16 protein-coding genes and 1 pseudogene are annotated in these 20011 nt (G+C 46.2%); 6 read left to right on the forward strand and 11 right to left on the reverse strand.

Annotation, left to right across the window (positions count from 1 at the left end; genetic code table 11):
• The first annotated feature begins 11 nt into the window (after positions 1–11).
• Entirely contained in the window at positions 12–830 is an 819-nt protein-coding gene (locus tag L0G63_RS05010; RefSeq protein WP_301449648.1) for a DUF72 domain-containing protein, read from the forward strand.
• 233 nt (positions 831–1063) lie between these two features.
• Here L0G63_RS05010 and L0G63_RS05015 read toward each other — a convergent pair whose 3' ends face one another.
• Positions 1064–1696 carry a superoxide dismutase gene (locus tag L0G63_RS05015; protein WP_301449649.1) on the reverse strand — a complete coding sequence of 211 codons (633 nt, stop codon included), beginning with the start codon at positions 1694–1696 and terminating at the stop codon, positions 1064–1066.
• A gap of 633 nt (positions 1697–2329) precedes the next feature.
• Here L0G63_RS05015 and rdgB point away from each other — a divergent pair.
• Positions 2330–2998, forward strand: coding sequence for an RdgB/HAM1 family non-canonical purine NTP pyrophosphatase (rdgB, locus tag L0G63_RS05020; RefSeq protein WP_301449650.1), 669 nt, complete (start codon positions 2330–2332; stop codon positions 2996–2998).
• A 439-nt stretch (positions 2999–3437) separates the two neighbouring features.
• Positions 3438–4781, forward strand: coding sequence for a trigger factor (tig, locus tag L0G63_RS05025; RefSeq protein ID WP_301449651.1), 1344 nt, complete (start codon positions 3438–3440; stop codon positions 4779–4781).
• Positions 4782–4986: 205 nt separating this feature from the next.
• Here tig and L0G63_RS05030 read toward each other — a convergent pair whose 3' ends face one another.
• From L0G63_RS05030 to L0G63_RS05060, 7 genes are all read right to left on the reverse strand, one after another.
• A complete protein-coding gene (locus tag L0G63_RS05030; RefSeq protein ID WP_301449652.1) occupies positions 4987–5739 on the reverse strand; it encodes a HupE/UreJ family protein in 753 nt (250 codons plus the stop codon).
• A 51-nt stretch (positions 5740–5790) separates the two neighbouring features.
• Entirely contained in the window at positions 5791–6480 is a 690-nt protein-coding gene (gene ureG, locus L0G63_RS05035; RefSeq protein ID WP_301449653.1) for an urease accessory protein UreG, read from the reverse strand.
• A gap of 57 nt (positions 6481–6537) precedes the next feature.
• On the reverse strand, positions 6538–7332 hold the full coding sequence (locus L0G63_RS05040; protein ID WP_301449654.1) for an urease accessory protein UreF: 795 nt from the start codon (positions 7330–7332) through the stop codon (positions 6538–6540).
• Entirely contained in the window at positions 7322–7924 is a 603-nt protein-coding gene (ureE, locus tag L0G63_RS05045; RefSeq protein ID WP_301449655.1) for an urease accessory protein UreE, read from the reverse strand. Before ureE ends, L0G63_RS05040 begins: the two co-directional genes overlap by 11 nt.
• Before the next feature lie 181 nt (positions 7925–8105).
• Entirely contained in the window at positions 8106–10274 is a 2169-nt protein-coding gene (gene ureC / locus L0G63_RS05050) for an urease subunit alpha (protein WP_301449656.1), read from the reverse strand.
• Positions 10275–10318: 44 nt separating this feature from the next.
• The gene (gene ureA, locus L0G63_RS05055; RefSeq protein WP_057761815.1) at positions 10319–10621 is read right to left on the reverse strand and encodes an urease subunit gamma; all 303 of its coding nucleotides are present in this window, start codon (positions 10619–10621) and stop codon (positions 10319–10321) included.
• 79 nt (positions 10622–10700) lie between these two features.
• Positions 10701–11768 (reverse strand): urease accessory protein UreD, encoded by a 1068-nt coding sequence (locus tag L0G63_RS05060; protein WP_301449657.1) that lies wholly within the window; start codon positions 11766–11768, stop codon positions 10701–10703.
• A gap of 803 nt (positions 11769–12571) precedes the next feature.
• Between L0G63_RS05060 and clpP the strand changes: the two genes are divergently transcribed.
• The 3 genes and pseudogenes from clpP to L0G63_RS05075 all read left to right on the forward strand — a co-directional run.
• Positions 12572–13198 carry an ATP-dependent Clp endopeptidase proteolytic subunit ClpP gene (gene clpP / locus L0G63_RS05065; RefSeq protein WP_301449674.1) on the forward strand — a complete coding sequence of 209 codons (627 nt, stop codon included), beginning with the start codon at positions 12572–12574 and terminating at the stop codon, positions 13196–13198.
• A gap of 186 nt (positions 13199–13384) precedes the next feature.
• Positions 13385–14659, forward strand: coding sequence for an ATP-dependent protease ATP-binding subunit ClpX (gene clpX, locus L0G63_RS05070; RefSeq protein WP_301449658.1), 1275 nt, complete (start codon positions 13385–13387; stop codon positions 14657–14659).
• A 341-nt stretch (positions 14660–15000) separates the two neighbouring features.
• A pseudogene (locus L0G63_RS05075) lies at positions 15001–15591 on the forward strand (SDR family NAD(P)-dependent oxidoreductase); the annotation flags it as partial.
• Between the two features lie 145 nt (positions 15592–15736).
• Here L0G63_RS05075 and L0G63_RS05080 read toward each other — a convergent pair.
• The 3 genes from L0G63_RS05080 to argS form a co-directional block, all read right to left on the reverse strand.
• Positions 15737–16831 carry a PTS transporter subunit IIC gene (locus L0G63_RS05080; protein WP_301449659.1) on the reverse strand — a complete coding sequence of 365 codons (1095 nt, stop codon included), beginning with the start codon at positions 16829–16831 and terminating at the stop codon, positions 15737–15739.
• Between the two features lie 148 nt (positions 16832–16979).
• Positions 16980–17774: an SPOR domain-containing protein gene (locus L0G63_RS05085; protein ID WP_301449660.1), complete on the reverse strand. Its 795-nt coding sequence runs from the start codon at positions 17772–17774 to the stop codon at positions 16980–16982.
• Positions 17775–17861: 87 nt separating this feature from the next.
• The gene (gene argS, locus L0G63_RS05090) at positions 17862–19691 is read right to left on the reverse strand and encodes an arginine--tRNA ligase (protein WP_301449661.1); all 1830 of its coding nucleotides are present in this window, start codon (positions 19689–19691) and stop codon (positions 17862–17864) included.
• Between the last annotated feature and the right edge of the window lie 320 nt (positions 19692–20011).

Raw genomic sequence — 20011 nt, forward strand, 5'->3', positions numbered from 1 at the left:
GAGTGGTCAACATGGACAGTTCCCCTACCCCGCGTATTTACCTTGGCACAGGCGGCTATAGCGACACCGACTTGCTCGGTACGCTGTATCCAACGGGCACCAAAAAGACCGACTTTTTGCGTGAGTACGCCAAGCAATATGGCGCGGTCGAGATTAATAGTACATTCTATGCGCCTATCGGTCAAAAAGCCTTTGCTGGTATGATCGATAAGGCTTATGAGCAAGCCGATAGCGAGTTGAAGTTTGCCGTCAAGCTGCATCAAGACTTTACCCATGCACGCAAAGGCACAGCGGAGCACGCACAAGCATTTTTAAACGCCCTATCCCCACTCATCGAAGCCGATGCGCTCGCGCCTCTACTGCTGCAGTTCCCCCATGGCTTTGATCGTACTCGCGAGCATCGGCTATATCTGGCCAATCTGGTCAGTTGGTTTGGCGACTACCCGCTCGCCATTGAGTTTCGTCATAATGGCTGGCACACCCCGCAAGTGGTCGATAGCTTTAAACAGCAAGGTCTCATTTGGTGCAGCGTTGACTATCCTAAAGTCAGCGGGCTGCCGCCTGCGCGCCTGATATTTACCGAGCGTACAGGCTATCTGCGCATGCATGGCAACAATCTGAAATGGTGGGATGCGATGAGCGCCGCCGATCGTCATGATTATCGCTATAGCGAGGCGGAGATGCAGAATTGTGCGCAAGCGATTGCCAATCAGCGACAGCATTTTGATACGCTTTATATTTACTTTCAAAACACCGTCAATGCACACGCTTATTATAATATTGCGATGCTGCGTGAGGCGTTGGGTAATTTTGGGTTTAAGGTACTCTGAACAAGTTGAATGTTAAAACGTAGCGCGTCCCCTACACACCAACGATTGTTTTAACCTTTGTTTTATATGAATAGCAGAAGCCACTTAAGATATAGGGTATTTAGTTTGAGAATTTACTTTTATAAATGGTGCGCAGGGCACACCCTACAGAAACTAATTTCTGATAACAGTAAACCAAAAAAAGGACACCTCTCAGCGTCCTCTTTTTATTTACAAATCAAAAGCTAGGTAGCTTATTTACCTTCAACACCAGCATCTTGACCTTTGTATTTAGCGTTTGCGTAGTCCCAGTTCACTAGCTTGTCTAGGAACGTATCGACATAGTCAGGACGACGGTTACGATAATCGATGTAGTAAGCGTGCTCCCACACATCACAAGTCAATACGGCTATTTTATCGTGTGCAAGTGGGTTATCTGCATCGCTGGTTTTCATGATAGATAGTTTGCCGCCAACTTTATCAGCAACTAGCCATGCCCAACCTGAACCGAACTGTGACGTTGCTGCATTTTTGAACTCTTCACGGAATTTGTCATAACTACCGAAGTCTTCTTCGATTTTACCTTTTAGATCACCTGTTGGCTCGCCGCCGCCATTGTCAGGCGTCATGCAGTTCCAGTAGAACGTGTGATTCCAGACTTGCGCTGCTTGGTTAAACATGGTTTGTTTGCTATCGTCTTTTGCCGTAGCTTCAATGATCTCAGGTAGTGTCTTATCTTCAAGACCAGAACCTGGTAGCATATCTTTTAATTTGTTGACGTAAGCTGCATGGTGCTTGTCATGATGATATTCTAGCGTCTCGGCACTGATATGTGGCTCTAGCGCGTCTTTTGCATATGGTAGGTCTGGCAATGTAATGTTTGACATGATTATTTTATCCTTGCTTATTTGGCCACTCATACTACTGTCTCTCTAAATACAGACATACCTAAAATAGATACGCTTTCAGAATAGAAACACTTGGTATCGAGCTAAATTGGCTGAGTTTATTGTTTGAAGTGAATGTTATCGCTTAATACACGTTATTGCTTAACACAGTATCACGTATTATTATGAATCCAAAATTAACCTAGCTGTTATTGTTCGTCCAAAAGCCAAGTGTTTGACTCTGTAGACTTTTATTAACTTAATATTCACAAGCTATAAGATATATTTCACTGTAGCTTAGTCACTATTATAACAACAGCCCCTAATAATATCAGTTACCAAATGTTATAGCTCGTATATTCTGCATCGTCACTGGTTATTTATTCAACGATGACCTTTTATCTCGTCAAACCCTATGCCATCAGTACTAACATCGTTATCTAGGTCGATCTATATATAGTCAATCCACTAAAAAAGCGTTACAGCGTTAACCTCGCTTGAAGTATGACGTATACATCTGCACTCGGTTGCCTTGTACCACTCTTAAATTGGATCAACTATAGCATCTATAAAAATACCAAAAGTTAAAGCTCGGCTAATTCATTCATATTTTTTATATAACGGAACGACCCTATGAGCACTACCGATACCGTACAACTTGCTCCCCAATCAACCTCTGATAACCAGTGGGTGCTGGCCAGCAATAACAAAGGCAAATTGGCTGAGTTTAAACGGCTATTTGCCGAAGCGAACTTGGACGTGACGATTGTCCCGCAAGGTCAGCTCAATATCGACGATGCGATAGAGGATGGGCTCAGCTTTGTCGAAAACGCCATTATCAAAGCACGCCATGCCAGCCGTATCAGCGGACTGCCTGCGATTGCTGATGACTCAGGACTGTGCGTGCCTGCACTTGGTAATGCACCAGGCATCTACTCGGCGCGTTATGCGGGTGAACACGGCAACGATAGTAAAAACAACGCCAAGCTCATTGCTGACTTGCAGCCTATTCGTGACCAACAGGCTGGTTCTTCTAGCTCTGACACTCCGATCAAAGGTATGTTCGTTTGCGTATTAGCGATGGTGCGTCATGCGGATGACCCATTACCCATTATTGCTCAAGGCTTATGGCACGGTGAGATCTTAGACGCACCGCATGGCGACGGCGGTTTTGGCTATGATCCATTGTTTTGGTTACCTAATCTACAAGCCAGTGCGGCAAGCCTAAGCGCGGCTGATAAAAATCGTCTCAGTCATCGGGGGCAGGCTATTCAGCAATTATTGGCACAACTGCCTTTATAGGTTCTCTTATAAAAACGTTATAGGTTCTCTTGTAAAATAAGTGCGCTTGTAATCGCAAAAAACCTTAGAAACCCTGCCGTCAAAGAGATAATTTTTACTTTAATAAGCAGATAGATTATACTGTTCTACTTTTAAAATTTTGTTGAAGGCCGTTATTTGGCTGTATAATTCACCAAAAAGCGTTATTATGCGGTGCATTAACGGTTTATAACTGATATTTGGTAACCCTGACAACTTCGACAGTGTCACCCTTTAGTATCAGCGGCGATTGCTACTGGTGCTGATTTTGAAGTGGCGGGCTTATCATTATCCCCTATTTATTCCAGCGGCAACCGTCGTACACGCCCGTAATTTGAGGCACGGTTTGTCTATTACCATTTAACCCTAAGTACTATCTCATTAATCAAACGTACTACTTAATCCTAAAGGTGTAATGAACATGGCTACAGATTTGCAAGTCACAACCAACAAGCTATCTAATAAAGAGACTCAGCTGACGGTTAAAGTCCCCGTAGAAAAAATCCAAAACAAAGTCGAAGGCCGCATCAGCCAAGTGGCGAAAACCGCCAAAATCGACGGTTTCCGTAAAGGCAAAGTGCCAATGTCGCACATCCGCTCACAGTATGGCGCGGGCATTCAGCAAGAAGTGATCAATGATGTCATTCGTGATACGGTCTTTGAAGCGATCAAAGAAGAGGACATCCGCGCCGTTGGTATGCCAAATATCGACGACGTTAAACTTGAAAATGACTTCTTAGTGTATCAAGCGACTGTTGAGATCTTCCCAGAAGTGGAAGTACAAGGTATCGATGAGATCGAAGTAGAGCGTCATACTGCTACTGTTGATGATGCTGATGTCGATACTATGATCGAAAACCTACAAAAGCAGCGTCAAGAGTACGTTGAGAAAAAAGGCATGGCGGCAAAAGACAACCAGGTCACTTTCGACTTTGAAGGTTCAATCGACGGCGAGAAGTTTGAAGGCGGTAGCGCTGAAGACTTCAAACTAGTCATCGGTAGCGGTCAGATGATTCCAGGCTTTGAAGACGGTATCAAAGGCATGAAAGCTGGCGAAGAAAAGACCATCGATGTGACTTTCCCAGAAGATTATCAAGCCGAAAACTTAGCAGGTAAAGAAGCTCAGTTCAAAATCAACGTCAAACTGGTCGAAAAACCTAAGTTACCTGAGATCGATGAAGAGTTCCTTGAGCTGTTCGGCGTGACTGAGGGCGGCGTAGACAAACTAAAAGAAGACGTACGCAAAAACATGGAACGCGAAATCAAAAACGCTGCGCGTAGCCAAGTGAAGCAAGCGACTTTTGATGCATTGCTAGAAAAGAACGAGTTTGACGTACCAAGCGCCATGCTAGAGCAAGAAATCGAGCGTCAACGCAACATGATGATGCAACGTTTTTCTCAGCAGTTTGGTGCGAGCGCTGATAGCTTCGATAAAGACATGCTGCCAAATGAGCTTTTTGAAGAGCAAGCGCTACGTGCAGCCCGTCTTGGTATCATCGTTGCCCGTGTTATCGACACCAAAGGTCTAGAAGTGGATCAAGAGCGTGTTGAAACATTCATCAAAGAAGCGGCTGAAAACTACGAAGATCCAGCGGAAGTCATCGAGTACTACACCAATGACAAGCAGCAACGCGCTAACATTGAGTCTGTGGTACTAGAAGACCAAGTAGTAGATTACTTGATCAGCCAAGGCAAAGTGACTGACAAAGAAGTCAGCTACCAAGATTTGCTAGCGGCTCAGCAACAACAGCAGCAAGGTATGTAATCTAGACTGAGCGCTGTATGGTGTTAAACCATAAGACCACACAGCACTCTTGTTCTACATATCAAAAAATACGGCCCCGATTGATGATCGGGGCCGTATTTTTTTGTGCACGCTCAATGGCTTTTTTGATTAACCAATCGCTAGCATGGTCGTTACGCAAGACGTATCAGCTAAGACTACGCTCAAAGTCTTGCGATAATACGCGCTATACTAGGGCAGGTACAAACACCGCACCCAGTCCGAGTACAACCAGACCACGCTGTAACCATAAGTTATTACCTAGGCGCTGCTGTAGCTGCTGGCTGACCAACGTACCAACTGCATATAGCGCCAGCATCGTCACTAGCATCCCTGCATAAAAACCCAACTGACCACTTACGCCAGCATTCGCTGGTACTTCAAGGGCATGTGCCAATCCATGAAAGACCGCCAAACCACCAAAACCAAACAACGATAGTTGCTGGATGCTTGGCGTATGCGCTGGCTGCGTACGCGCTGAAAAAGCTTCTTGTCGACTCTTATCACTCATCAAAATCAGAGCCAATACGACCACTGATAGCGATATGGCAATCTCAATCAATCCAGATGATGCCGCAAACCCAACACCGCCAACCAACACCCCAATAGTGCCCAAAACGGCCCCTAGCGATAATCCAGCTGCCAATGACATCATACCTAGGCGCTGCTTTTGTAGTCCATAAAACAACATACCCATCCCTACTGCCAAAAACAGATGATCAAGACCCGTCACTGGATGCATCAGTCCCGCTTGCAATGTGCCCAAAAACGAGGGCGCTTGCATAGTAGCCGAGTGAAGATGACCCGAATGTGCCTGCGCCAACGACGGTACCATCGTAAAGGTTGCAAGCGTCATTGAAGCCGCTGCTATTTTTCGAGAAGATAAAGCCTGTGAAAAACGGGCTTTATGACTGTGATGCTCTTTTGTATGTTCTGTCATGGGGTTGACTCCTTATGATGAATATTTTAATGATTGATGATGGGCTATTAGTTAAGCGAGCATACCGTGCTCTTTGATAAAGGCAATAATTTCATCCAGACCATCACCAGTTTTCATATTGCTAAAGACAAAAGGCTTATTGCCACGCATTTTTTTGGCATCGCGCTCCATCACCTCAAGCGATGCGCCAACCATTGGAGCAAGATCGGTCTTGTTGATGATTAATAAATCCGACTTGGTGATACCAGGGCCCCCTTTACGAGGTATTTTGTCACCCGCTGAGACATCAATGACATATAAGGTCAGATCAGACAGCTCTGGGCTAAAGGTCGCGGCAAGATTGTCACCACCCGACTCAATGATAATCAATTCTAGGCCCTTAAAGGTTTCTTGCAACTCGGCAATGGTCGTCAGGTTTATCGACGCATCTTCACGAATCGCGGTATGCGGACAGCCGCCCGTTTCTACGCCGCGAATACGTTCAGCGGGCATCGCATTATTGCGTGTCAAAAACTGCGAATCTTCTTTGGTATAAATATCATTGGTGACAACTGCCATATTGATCGTATCACGCAAGTTTTGACACAATTTTAGGGTCAAAGCGGTCTTACCACTACCGACTGGCCCGCCGATGCCGAGGCGTAAGCAGGATAAAGAAGCGGGCGGATTTGACTGGTCATTATCAATATGTGAGTCAGGTGTAGATTGGGTGCTTTTTGTTTTGATCGGGGTTAGAGACATGGTAAGCTCCTTAAATGTTTCATATAGGAATAGTGATAAATAGAGATAAAGGTACAGTTATGAGCGGAACAACCGGCTGTATTGCTCCTCATGCATACTTGAGAGAAACGCCAAATTGGGCAAGCTATTAGAAATATTGAGCCTGTCATAGAGGTCTTCGCACAGCTTTTGACAACCCTGATGTTCACTCATATTGAGCGTGTCGGTCGCGTTTGATGACGTGATTAAATCCTCAAAGGCTTGCTGTATGCTATCGCTCAGCGCTCCAACTTCAGAGCCAAGATCACTTTGCAGCTGCCACAAGATACGCTGACCCGCCATTTGCCCGAGTGGTACGGTTTTGACAGCAGCGAGCACCATATTTTCTAATTGAGCAAATCCATAGGTGGTCATCGACTGCATGAGTGGCAGCTGCCAATGCTGGGCAATGTGAGCAAAAAGTGGTAAATAACCATCCTCAGGTATCTCAGCAGGTATACCAAGATTCAGTACCTCGTTGAGCCAAGACACCATCGCCTGCGCTAGCTGCTGCGACTCTAGTATAAACTCTTTACTCTCAAGGCCTGCATGATAATTATGTGCCAGATTTGCCACTAATACCTCATCACCTTGATCAAGCGCACACATGATAAGTGCCAATATAGGTAGCTCGTAGCCAATGACAGCCAGCGCAAGATAGTCTTGCATAAAGGTAAGCGTACTGGCTTCATCAGAGATAACGCCTGACTCAATCGCTGACTCTACGCCTTGCGAGTAGGTATAGCTACCAATCGGCAAGTTACTAGAGGCCAGCATCAACATCTGCCCAAGTTGGGCAGACTGATGAGACTGAGCACTGGTATCAACCATCATTTGAATGACCTATGGACGTATTATGGTGACTATGGCTGTGGCTGTGGCTGTGGCTTTCATCATGGCTATGCGCGTTATTATGCGAATGCGTATGAGCGTGAGAATGGCTATGCGAATGCCCGTGTCCTGTCTGATAAGCGCCTGTTTCAGGCTCAAACGGCACTGATGCAGACTCAGTATTTAGCCCAAGATTTTCTAGCATTTGTGCGAGCACATGATCGTTTTCAAAATACAGCGCGTACCCTGCTGCACTGTGCTCAAACATCAATGGCACATGGCGATTGCCCAAATGATACGCGCCTTTCATTAATAAAAAATCATCGGCTGCCATCACTTTGGTCACCGCTTGGGGCTTGGCGATGACTTGCATCAACTCCCCTGCGGCATTGGTGAGGACGTCATCTCCTTTTAAGACACCAGTACGCGGCAAATCGATACCGACCGCCTCCCCTGAAACTGTCACAGCTCGAAATCGCGAATGCTGACGAGTATCAAAGTCCAAAAGCAGATAGTCATCCGCTTGGCGCTGGGCAGTCAATTGCGCTTGTTGGATATCACTTAAGGTAGGGAGACGGGTATTAAATATTTTCATAAATATAATGCTCTGTTTACTGTGGCTCAAACGATTGAATAATAGTATTGATAATAAAAGTGCCCAAAATGGCAGTCAGCAATCAATGGGAAGATCACGCCAAAACCAGCTCTCTGTAAGCCTGTGACACGCTTTTTAAGACAGGCCTTTGGTCATGTGTCTTTAAATCTTAAAATAGAAATCAGAATAAAAAATAACGCTGTGCCATGGGCAGTACCTCAGCAGGCTCACAGGTAAGTGTCTTGCCATCGGCGCGTACTTCGTAGGTCTCAGGATTGATGTCCATATCTGGGCAGTAGCTGTTGAGGCGCATATCGCTTTTGCGAATCTCACGTATCCCATGGACAGGCTGAATCACTTTGGTCAGTCCAAGCTGCTTATCGACTTGTTTGTCTATCGCGGCTTGCGACATAAAGGTGATACTGGTTTGAGCAACCGATTTGGGATACGACGCAAACATAGGACGATAATGCACAGGCTGAGGGGTGGGAATAGAGGCGTTGATATCGCCCATCGGTACCGCAGCGATCAGGCCGCCTTTGATGATGCATTCAGGTTTTACCCCAAAAAACTTGGGCGACCACAGCACCATATCTGCCCATTTACCCACTTCAATGGAGCCGACCATATCGCTAATACCATGCGTAATCGCAGGATTTATCGTATATTTTGCGATATAGCGTTTGATACGGAAGTTATCGTTGTCCGCGCTTTGGTCGTAATCGGTCAAAGTGATGTACTGTTGTTCATCTTCAATCGTTGCCGTAGCATCTGGAGCCAGATGACCGCGTTGGACTTTCATTTTGTGCGCCGTCTGCCATGTGCGAATGACCACTTCACCCACGCGCCCCATCGCTTGTGAATCGCTACTCATCATCGAGATAGCACCCAAATCGTGCAAGATGTCTTCAGCCGCGATGGTTTCTTGACGAATGCGGCTTTCGGCAAATGCTACGTCCTCTGCGATAGCAGGGCTCAGGTGATGACAAACCATGAGCATATCGAGATGCTCGTCAATAGTATTGACGGTATAAGGCCTAGTAGGATTGGTGGAAGATGGCAGCACATGCGACTCGCCAATGGCCTTTAGAATATCAGGCGCATGGCCACCGCCTGCGCCTTCGGTATGAAAAGTATGGATACAGCGGTTTTTAAATGCGCCAAGCGTACTCTCAAGATAGCCACTTTCATTTAACGTGTCAGTATGAATCGCAACTTGCACATCATAATCGTCAGCAATGCTCAGACAATTATCGATGGCTTGCGGCGTCGTACCCCAATCTTCATGTAGCTTGAGTCCGACGGCACCCGCTTCGATTTGCTCAGCAATTGGGGTGGGCACACTCACATTGCCTTTACCCAATAGCCCAATATTCATAGGGATACTATCGGTAGATTGTAGCATTGAGGCAATATGATATGCCCCCGGCGTACAAGTAGTCGCGAGCGTACCTTGGGCAGGGCCTGTGCCACCGCCTAGCATCGTGGTCACCCCCGACATCAGCGCCGTCTCACACTGCTGAGGCGCGATAAAGTGAATATGACTATCGACGCCGCCTGCGGTGAGGATTTTGCCTTCACCAGCGATGATTTCGGTTGCGCCGCCAATCGGAATATCGATGGCAGGCTGGATATCAGGATTACCCGCTTTACCAATCGCGCTGATACGACCATTTTTGATACCGATATCGGCTTTGTAGATACCTGTATAGTCTACAATCAAAGCATTAGTAATCACGGTATCCGCAACCTCAGCCCCTAGCAGTTGCCCTTGACCCATACCATCACGGATGACTTTGCCACCGCCAAATTTGACTTCTTCACCCTTGATCTCGGTGGTCTGGCCAATGCTCTCATCACTGTATGAACCTTGCGCTTGATCCGTCACTGTGTGACTGGTTAAATCCGCCTCAACTTGTAGCCAAAGCTCAGTATCAGCGAGACGCACTTTATCGCCGGTAGTCGGACCAAAATGCTCTGCATAAATCTGCCGACTCACCCGCTTTTGCGAAGTAGCCAGTTGCTTTTCATCGGTCTTATCTGGTTGAACCGCGCCCATGACACGACCTGCAAAGCCATATACTTCCTGCTTACCCGCATAAGCCACCAGCTCCACTTCTCGCGACTGCCCCGGCTCAAAACGGACTGCCGTTCCAGAGATGATATTTAGGCGATACCCACGGGTCTGCTCTCTATCAAAGCTCAGCGCATCATTGACTTCGTAGAAGTGATAGTGAGAGCCGATTTGGATCGGTCTATCGCCAGTATTACTCACACTGATGGTCTGTACTTGTCGCCCTTGGTTTAGGATAATGTCACCATCTTGGATGTTATATTCGCCTGCTTGCATGGGAGCCGCCTTATTTTGGAGTGATCATTTAGTGATAGACAGAACTATACGATGGGATTGTGTACCGTGACCAATTTGGTACCATCAGGGAAGGTCGCCTCGATTTGCACTTCATCGACCATCTCTGCCACCCCTTCCATGACATCATCGGCAGACAGGTAAGTAGCCCCTTCACTCATTAATTCAGCCACTCTTTTGCCATCTCTAGCTCCTTCCATCAGCAGCATACTGATATAAGCGATGGCTTCGGGGTAATTGAGCTTAACGCCGCGGTTTTTGCGGCGCTCAGCCACCATGCCAGCGGTAAATAGCATGAGCTTGTCTTTTTCTGTTGGCGTCAGATGCATGGCAAATCCTTATTTTATTTATTATAAAAGTTATAGCAGATTATCAGGTCGTGTGGCTTAGCTATGAAAAACCGTAGACTTAGGTGTCCCAAATACGCGGACGGCAAGGCTCAAGCTGCCACCAATGATGTCGCAAGACTTCTCTGATTTGATAAAAGGCTTCAAAACAGCCGCGCACATCTGAACCGATATACCGAATATTAATGGCTTGACCGTTGTGAGTACAATAAACCGGTAATCTAGCCTCAGCAATCATATGGCGTAATGCAACGATGGTGTTGTCTAAATAGCGAGCTAGGGCCTGCTTCATCGTTGCTAAGGCTGTCTCGTCTGATTGTGCGGGAGAGGCAGACAGTGCAGCGTTGTCATGTACATCGCTCAAACTTGGCACTGCCCAAAACGACCCATAAATATGCTGATCTGCCAGTCCTAGACTCGATGTAAACCAGCGACTTTGGGCAGCCTGTTTGACCCGATCAGTAACGATAATTTTGCCATCTCGATAGATATTCAATCCAGTATGGTAGCGCCCTTGCAAGAACTGTTCATCATAAGCTTGCCGTCCAAATACGCTAATCTCCCAAGTCAGCAAGCTAGATGAGTCAGCTAAATCAAAGCGATTTACCGCATGCATATTGGCTTCGTTATAAATAATACTCTCTTGCGGTAGCCACTCCAAGCGCGCATGGGCTGCCAATGTCGCCTGCACATGCTGGCTTGCGTAGTCTGCCATCTCATTTGATGGCAGGTTCGTGCTTACTTGGGTATCGACTTTTGCCATCGTATCTACATCAAGGCTAGAGGTAGCTGACTGATGAGACAGGGTTTTATGCTTTTGGCTAACACTGTCCTTGCCGTACCACTTGCCCGCCCCCGGTGTAGTAATCACAGCGTGACTGTCATGATCCAACTGCAAATCCATCGTCAGCGTATCACCGCCTGCGATACCTGCTGGCGGATAGAGCATCACTATATGACAAATACCCTGCTGCCCACGCGGCTCAGAATATAGAGCTCGCTGTACCATCAAGGCGCCTGTATGCTTGCGATGATACAGACGCGTCTTAGCGATAGCAGCCATACTTTTGACAGTATCTTTGCGCTTAACAGTGTCAAAACTCAATGTTAAAGAAGAAGCCCAACTCATTTTATATACTCATTTGCTCATTTTACTCATTAAATACAATCTAGTAATCTGGCTCCTGACCAAAAAGTCAGTTAATTTCACTGTCTATACAAGCATTATGCCAACTCATATGCAAACACTCTTACATACACTCCACCATCACACCCAACATAATGATTTTACTTTGGTTTTGACTGTATATTTTTTTTACTAACATGACAAAGCTGGTTTAGCTATTTTTTAATCAGCCTTTTACCGCTGATAACCATTAGATAAATAACGGTTTGCACCAAATTGTGGCGTTTTTCGTTAATATGCACCATTTTTTAGCATTCAAACTTGGACTATTAACACACTATGTCAGGCTGCCCTTTCTACTTATAAGGATAACTATGAGTAAATGCGCTTAAGGATTCTTTTGACAACCCACATTTGCACAATTGAGTCGCAAGATAGGTAGATTGCAAGGCAGTTAATCAGGTATTCTATGTTAAAAAGTATGGTGAGACACTGCTCTATGATATCCATATCGGGGTAAGTTTCTGTGGGATACGCCTGATTTGCAGATAGAATCTGCCTTTTTTGGATATTCTTTCAACTTATATATAAAAATAGAGCGTACTCACTTTTTCACCTATTTTATGCACAAACGGGTTTTATAGGCTTGAATAGTGGGCGTAGTCCCCCTATAAACTACCCATTAGCACAAAACATACCAGACAATAAAACCATTTTAACTGTTTTTTATTTTATCCCTTTATCGATAGGACTTTTCTATGACAGATTATGAACGCATCACTGCTAACCCACATTTTGATATGCTAATGAGCGCTCACAAAGAAGTACAAACCACCCAAGCGGCGCTAGTACCAATGGTGGTTGAGCAGTCTTCACGCGGTGAACGCTCGTTTGATATTTTTTCACGCCTATTGCGTGAGCGTGTGATCTTTTTGACAGGCCAAGTCGAAGACAACATGGCTAACCTTATCGTTGCACAGCTACTATTCTTAGAAGCTGAAAACCCTGACAAAGACATTCATTTGTATATCAACTCACCAGGCGGCTCAGTAAGTGCAGGCTTGGCAATCTTTGATACCATGAACTTTATCAAACCTGAAGTATCCACCATCTGTATGGGCGGTGCTTATAGCATGGGCTCATTCTTGTTGGCCGCGGGTCAAAAAGGTAAGCGCTACTCACTCGCCAATGCTCGCGTGATGATTCACCAGCCATCAGGCGGCGCGCAAGGTCAAGCGACTGATATCGAGATTAATGCTCGTGAAATCCTTAAAACTCGTGCACGTCTAAACAAAATCTTAGCGGAGCGTACCGGTCAGCCAATAGAAAAAATTGAAAAAGACGTTGAGCGTGATTATTGGTTAGATGCTGAGGAAGCCAAAGAATACGGTTTGGTTGACGAAGTATTAGAGCGCCGTCCTGAATCTTTGTAATCTCAAATAAGCGCTACGCCTCTCAAACGAGTGCGCCATCATAAGAATAGTTATAGTCTGTTTGTATGGTAAATCAATATGCCGCTCATACCTGATAGATCGTAAGCAGGTATGAGCGTTCAACCAATACAACCATCGATATGTCGCAAATAGACTAACCAGTTTTAAACTTTAGGAGCGCCTTTTATGGCAGAAGATAACACCCCGCATTGTTCGTTTTGTGGTAAAGCCAAAAGTGATGTACAGCAGCTGATTGCCGCTGATGACGCCAATATCTGCAATGAATGTATCGAGCTATGTACTGATCTAATCGCAGACAGTGCAGAACACAGCGATGACGACAGCGACGTAGATACCTCATGGGTCAACAAAAAGCTACCTACCCCAAAAGAGCTGCGTGCCAAGCTTGATGAGTATGTCATCGGTCAGGACGCTGCCAAAAAAGCGTTATCGGTCGCAGTATATAATCATTACAAACGTCTAAAAGTCAGCCAGACACTCGCCAATGACAGCAAAAAAGCCAAAATCGGTGCTGATGACGCGATGGTAGAATTGGCAAAAAGTAACATTTTGCTGATTGGCCCAACGGGTTCTGGTAAGACCTTGCTGGCGCAAACCTTGGCTCGTCTGCTTGATGTGCCATTTGCAATGGCTGATGCCACCACCTTAACCGAAGCAGGGTATGTCGGTGAAGACGTTGAGAACATCGTACAAAAGCTACTACAAGCGTCTGACTACGATGTGGCCAAAGCGGAACAAGGCATCATCTATATTGATGAAATCGACAAAATCAGTAAAAAAGGCGACAACCCATCGATCACGCGTGACGTGTCGGGCGAAGGCGTGCAGCAAGCGCTACTCAAGCTAATCGAAGGTACGGTTGCTGCGATTCCGCCGCACGGTGGTCGTAAGCACCCACAGCAAGAGCTGATCCAAGTCGATACCAGTAACATTCTGATCATCGTGGGCGGCGCGTTTGCAGGACTTGATAAAGTCATTCAGCAACGTACCGAAAAAGGTGGTATCGGCTTTAACGCGGATGTCAGCTCAAAAGACGACAGTCGTCGTAGCTCAGACTTGCTACAAGAAGTTGAGCCAGAAGATTTGATCAAGTTTGGTTTGATTCCTGAGCTGATCGGTCGTCTACCTGTGCTTGCAGCGCTCAAAGAGCTTGATGAAGAAGCCTTGGTACAAATCCTTACCGAACCTAAGAACGCACTGGTCAAACAGTACAAGTACTTGTTCGATATGGAAGGTGCTGAGATCAGCTTTACAGACGAAGCACTTGATGCCATCGCCAAAAAAGCAATGGAGCGCAAGACGGGTGCGCGTGGTCTACGTTCTATCGTCGAGAACGCTTTGCTTGAAACCATGTATGAACTGCCATCTATGGAAAATGCCAAAACGGTCTTGGTTGATGCTGAAGTCATCAATGAAGGTAAAATTCCTAAGATTGCTTAACGCGTCATTAGGTTTGGGTCACTCATTATCGATAGTGAGTGATTCAAAAAAGCGTCTGGCCTTTTAAGCCACGGCGCTTTTTTTGTGCCTACTCATCCCCTAAACCTCTTCTCAATGATGCAACTAACCTTAATACCGTCAGATTCTTAGCGCCTTAGCACTCTAGAAGTAACCGCATAATAAAATGATAGCAGCGTTTATCAATCGCATGTAAGCCTCATGATTAATCATGCTAATGTAAATAGCAACGATGTATGCCCATCATGAATAATACAAAGGACTGTTTATTATGCTTAACAATATAACTACGATGGCGTCCTCATTACGTCAGCACCTACCCTTTTTGGGGCGTGGTTTATGGCACCAAAGCGTTTTTGCCATTAATCAAAAATAGTGTCAAACAAAGCGAAGTGACGAGTGATAATCAGGACGATCAACCCCACCAGTTTAAAGAGCATGGTCATGTTATCAATATTTCCAGCCTGTTTGGTTTGACCGCTCAGCCTTCATATTCTGCTTATAATGCCAGTAAGTTTGCCGTACGCGCCTTTACAGAGAGCTTGCGTCAAGAGCTTAACATTCAAAACTGCGGGGTGTCAGCGACCTGCATCCATCCGAGCGGTATCAAAACCAATATCGCCAATAGTGCGCGGGGCAATGACAGTACCCGTACCGTCGGTATGCCTACTGGTGACAAGGCCATTAGAAGCTTTAATAAGCTATTAAAATTCGATGCCAGCGAAGCAGCTTGGATTATCCTGCAGGCCGCCGCGACCAATCAACAGCGCTGCTTAATTGGTAACGATGCCAAATTTGTTGATGCCGTTCAGCGGGTCTTTCCAGCGCATTACAGCCAAGTGCTCAATGACGTTAATAGCCTATCACGCAAACTAAAACCACGTCGTCATAAAACATCAAAGGCAGCGACATAACGGAATCGTGTTATACATCCTCTGTAGGATCAGCCAACAAAGATCACTCATAAGAAAAGCCCAGCTATGAGCGTAGCTGGGCTTTTTTACATGAATAGTATTTATAAGGCGACTGATAGCGATTTTAAAAACTGACATCAAACCATTAAGGCAGCTTCATATCACCATTAACGATCAGACCAGCGCGGCGCATGACAAAGGCCGTTACCCATGCAATCAGGGCAGGCAATACAAACATCAGCAGGACAATCGCTGTCCATAATTGGGTCGTACTCATGATTTCTTGTGATGCTTCAACAACGCCGAACACACCAACCAGACCAGCGGTTCCCATGCCCGCCCCTGTCGCTGTACACGCCAGCCCAAAGCCAACCGTAGCAATCGGCCCGACAATGGCACTGGCAACCACCGCAGGCAGCAGGATAATCGGCTTTTTGAGTACGTTTGGAATCTGGAGCATGCTTGTGCCCAAACCTTGCGATATCAGGCCGCTCACGCCATTGTCTTTATAACTGGCAACGGCAAAGCCCACCATATGCGCCGCGCAGCCAACAACAGCAGCCCCACCTGCCACACCACCAAGTCCAATCGCAATGCAAATGGCGGCGCTCGATGTCGGCAGGGTCAGCAAAATACCGACCACAACTGCAATGACGATACCCATCAACAATGGCTGTAGCTCAGTCGCTGCTTGGATACCATAGCCAATAGCATTGACGGCGGCCACCACTGGTGGATTGAGCCACGCGCACACAGCGAGCGCCACGCCGCAGACCACCAATGGAATCAGTAAGATGTCCAGCTTGGTTTTGCCCGCCACCCACGAGCCTGCACGATAAGCAAACACCGCGCTCAAATATGCCCCAATCGGGTTACCAGGCACAGCGGTAAAGGTCGCCGGCGCACCGTCAACAGGGGTGAACAATGTACCTGCCATTAGTGCTTCAGAATGCGCACCCAACATACCTGCTACAAGGCAGCTAAGCATCACCAGCGTTGGCGCTTTTAAATAATAAGCAATGCCTACCCCAATGCCCGCCCCCATCAATATTGAGGCAAGCTTACCCACGGCGATTAATGCGGGCAAATTCAACCAACCACCGATTTGCGAGATAATCAGACCTGCAATCAAGGTGACAAAAAGCCCTAACGCCATGCCCGTAAAGGCATCGATAAAATACTTTTGAAAGAACGCTTTGATAGTACCTGCTTGCGGTACTGCTGAGGGAGATGCTGTCATAACCATACTCTTTATGAATATTTTGATTAAGAAGAAAAGATAATAGAGTGCTTAATAAATTAAAGAGATAAAAAAAGCGTCATGACGACGCTTTTTTATGATCACAAAGACTTCTTATATATACCGCTTATTATACATAGTGCTTGGACTAACGACGCTGTTCAACGATAATAGAATCAATACCATTGTTTTGTAGACGCTGCTGTGCCGTGGTCACCGCTTGACGGTTATTCATCGGACGTGAGATTACCTGATAGATGGGCAAACCATTGCCAGTCGTGTTTTTGATCACTCTAGCATCCACACCCGCCATCAGTACTTGCGCGCGGCGGCGATCGGCTTCATCTGCATCACTAAAGCTATTGATCTGCAAAATATAGGTTGCAGCAGGTTTAGCCGCTTGAATACTCGCTGTACCAGCTCCTGCGTTGTTATTGCGAGTGGCGGCGCTATTGTTGCTAGCAGGTGGCGTACCATCATAAGTCGCATCTTCTTCGACCACAACGATATCGTCGCCTCCCTCATTACTATCAGGCTCAACTATAGTACGCTCGGCATTACCAAAACTGCCCGTACCATCGGTCTCTGTCGTCTCTGGTTGTGTCACCACAACATCCGGCTCAAACGCGCCAATATCTCCTATCTGATCGTTATCAATCTCAGCGATATCTTCATCAGGAATCGTTGCCATCTCTTGATTAGGCAAAATATCGTAGAACTCATAATCGCCATTATCGGTATCGGTATCTACGCGCGGTTGCACTTGCCTGTCAGGATCACTCTTAGCGCTACCATCGGCAGGACTAAAGTTAAATAATGGTGAGAGGTAGATAAATACCCCGATCATAAGGGTCAATATGGCCCCAACAAACATCCACAATAAGCCCGATACGCTACTTGATTTGCGCTTTTCTGTTGCGCCTTTCGGTTTTTTGGCTAGCATGGATCTCGTTCTCCCTACTGAATTTAACGGTCATCATCGAATTACTGCTATCAGCTGTCTATACGTGTTGTATATAGCAAAAAGTGACTACATAGCAGAGGGCGCAGACAAGCCAAGTAGACCCAAGCCATTTGCCAGTACTTGTCTAACAGCTTTGGACAAACGCAAACGCGCTTGCATTAATTCAAGCTCGTCAGCACTTGGCGTCTCCCCTGAAGTGACGCTGATTGGCAAGATACGATTGGTGTCGTACCAGCCGTGGAATAAAGCCGCAAGCTCTTTTAGGTAGTTGGTCAAGACATGTGGCTCATAACCCGTCGCAGCGCGCAGGAGGGTGGCTGGATAGCCTGCCAATAGCTTAATTAGCTCATTTTCATTGGGCGCATTAAGCAATTCTTGATGTGCCAAACCAACCGCATCATCTACCATAAGCCCACTATTTTGTAGCTTCTCAAGCACGCGACAAACGCGAGCATGCGCATACTGGATATAATATACCTGATTATCTTTACTTTGTGACTTGGCAAGCTCTAAGTCAAAATCAATATGCACTTCAGGCTTACGTGCCACGTAGTAAAAACGCGCCGCATCATTGCCAACTTCTGCGCGCAAATCACGCAAGGTGACGAACTGACCTGAACGCGAGGACATTTGTACTTTTTCACTGCCGCGCCACAATGCCACAAACTGTACCAATACAACATCAAGGCGTTCTGCATCGATTCCCAACGCGAGCAGCGCCGCTTTTACGCGTGGCACATAACCATGGTGGTCTGCGCCCCAAACGTTAATCACTTTATCAAAGCCGCGATCAAACTTGTTTTTATGATAAGCAATGTCCGAGGCAAAATACGTCGACTGACCATTAGCACGGCGAACCACGCGGTCTTTTTCATCACCAAAATCGGTCGATTTAAACCAGATGTTGCCGTCTTTTTCGTACAAGTAGCCTTTGTCATCGAGTATTTGCAGTACAGGCTCAATCTCGCTATCAATCGATCTTTCACTGAACCAGCACTCGTAGCTCACACCAAAGTCGTTTAAATCGTCTTTGATATCGGCCAAAATACTGCTCAAGGCGGCATTTAAAAACAGCGCATAGTTGTCACCAAGCAAGGCTTTGCTATTCGCAATCAAGCCATCAATATGCGCTTCTTTGTCACCTGAAATGAGCGTTTTTTCGCCATCCGCATTGATCTCAAACGTTGCGTCTTCTGGTACGTCTTTGGCAACATCGGCAAAACGATGAACGTAGCTGTCACCATGCTGCGTTTTTAATGTCTGTGCGATATCGCGAACGTAGTCGCCTTGATAGGCATTGACTGGGAAAGTGACCGTTTCGCCATTCAATTCTAAATAACGCAAATAGGTACTGGTCGCCAAAATATCCATCTGACGACCCGCGTCATTGACATAATACTCACGTGTGACGTCGTAACCGATGGCTTCTAGCAAGTTTGACACACTCATACCAAACGCTGCACCGCGCCCATGACCCACATGCAGGCTTGAGGTGGGATTGGCAGAAACGAACTCGACTTGTATCTTTTGACCGTCAAACTGGTTGCTCAAACCAAAACGATCTTGCTGAGCAAAAATATCGTCTAATACCGCAAACTTAGCTTCCGAGTTTAAAAATACGTTGATAAACCCAGGGCCTGCGATTTCTACTTGGCGAATGTCTTGATTCTCAGGGAGTGCATTGACGATTTTTTCGGCAAGTTGGCGTGGATTGGCCTTGGCCGCTTTGGCCGCCGTCAGCGCGATATTGCTGGCAAAATCACCATGGCTAAGGTCTTTGGTGCGGGTGATTTGGCTGTTGTTTTGCCAGTCGCTTGGTAGCGTACCATCTGCTTGTAGGGTTTGAATCGCATCATTAAATAGGGATGCAAGCGTATCAATTTGGGCTTGTGACATAGGGATTTGAACTCAATTAAATAAACAACAATAACGGTATGAATGCGAGCAGTCGATAGCGGCCTATGATAGTAGCGACCGACATTGCAGGAACAAAATAATGTAAAAAGATAAGTAACCTGTAAATATAACAATCTTTGCGTGGTATTGCACTATTTGCACCAAAATTAGCACTAAAATCTTGCCGTTATAAGGGCTAAATTGAGCGATGACGCCTGATAAAAAACGTTGATGACCTTAAGTTCGACTCATCAAATATAAGGTGGACAACATAATGCGGTCTGTATAGGCGAGCGACTTTATTGGCCAATGACGCTACC

Origin of the sequence: Psychrobacter sp. (assembly GCF_030454045.1) — a bacterium.
In the GTDB taxonomy this organism is placed as follows: Bacteria; Pseudomonadota; Gammaproteobacteria; order Pseudomonadales; family Moraxellaceae; genus Psychrobacter.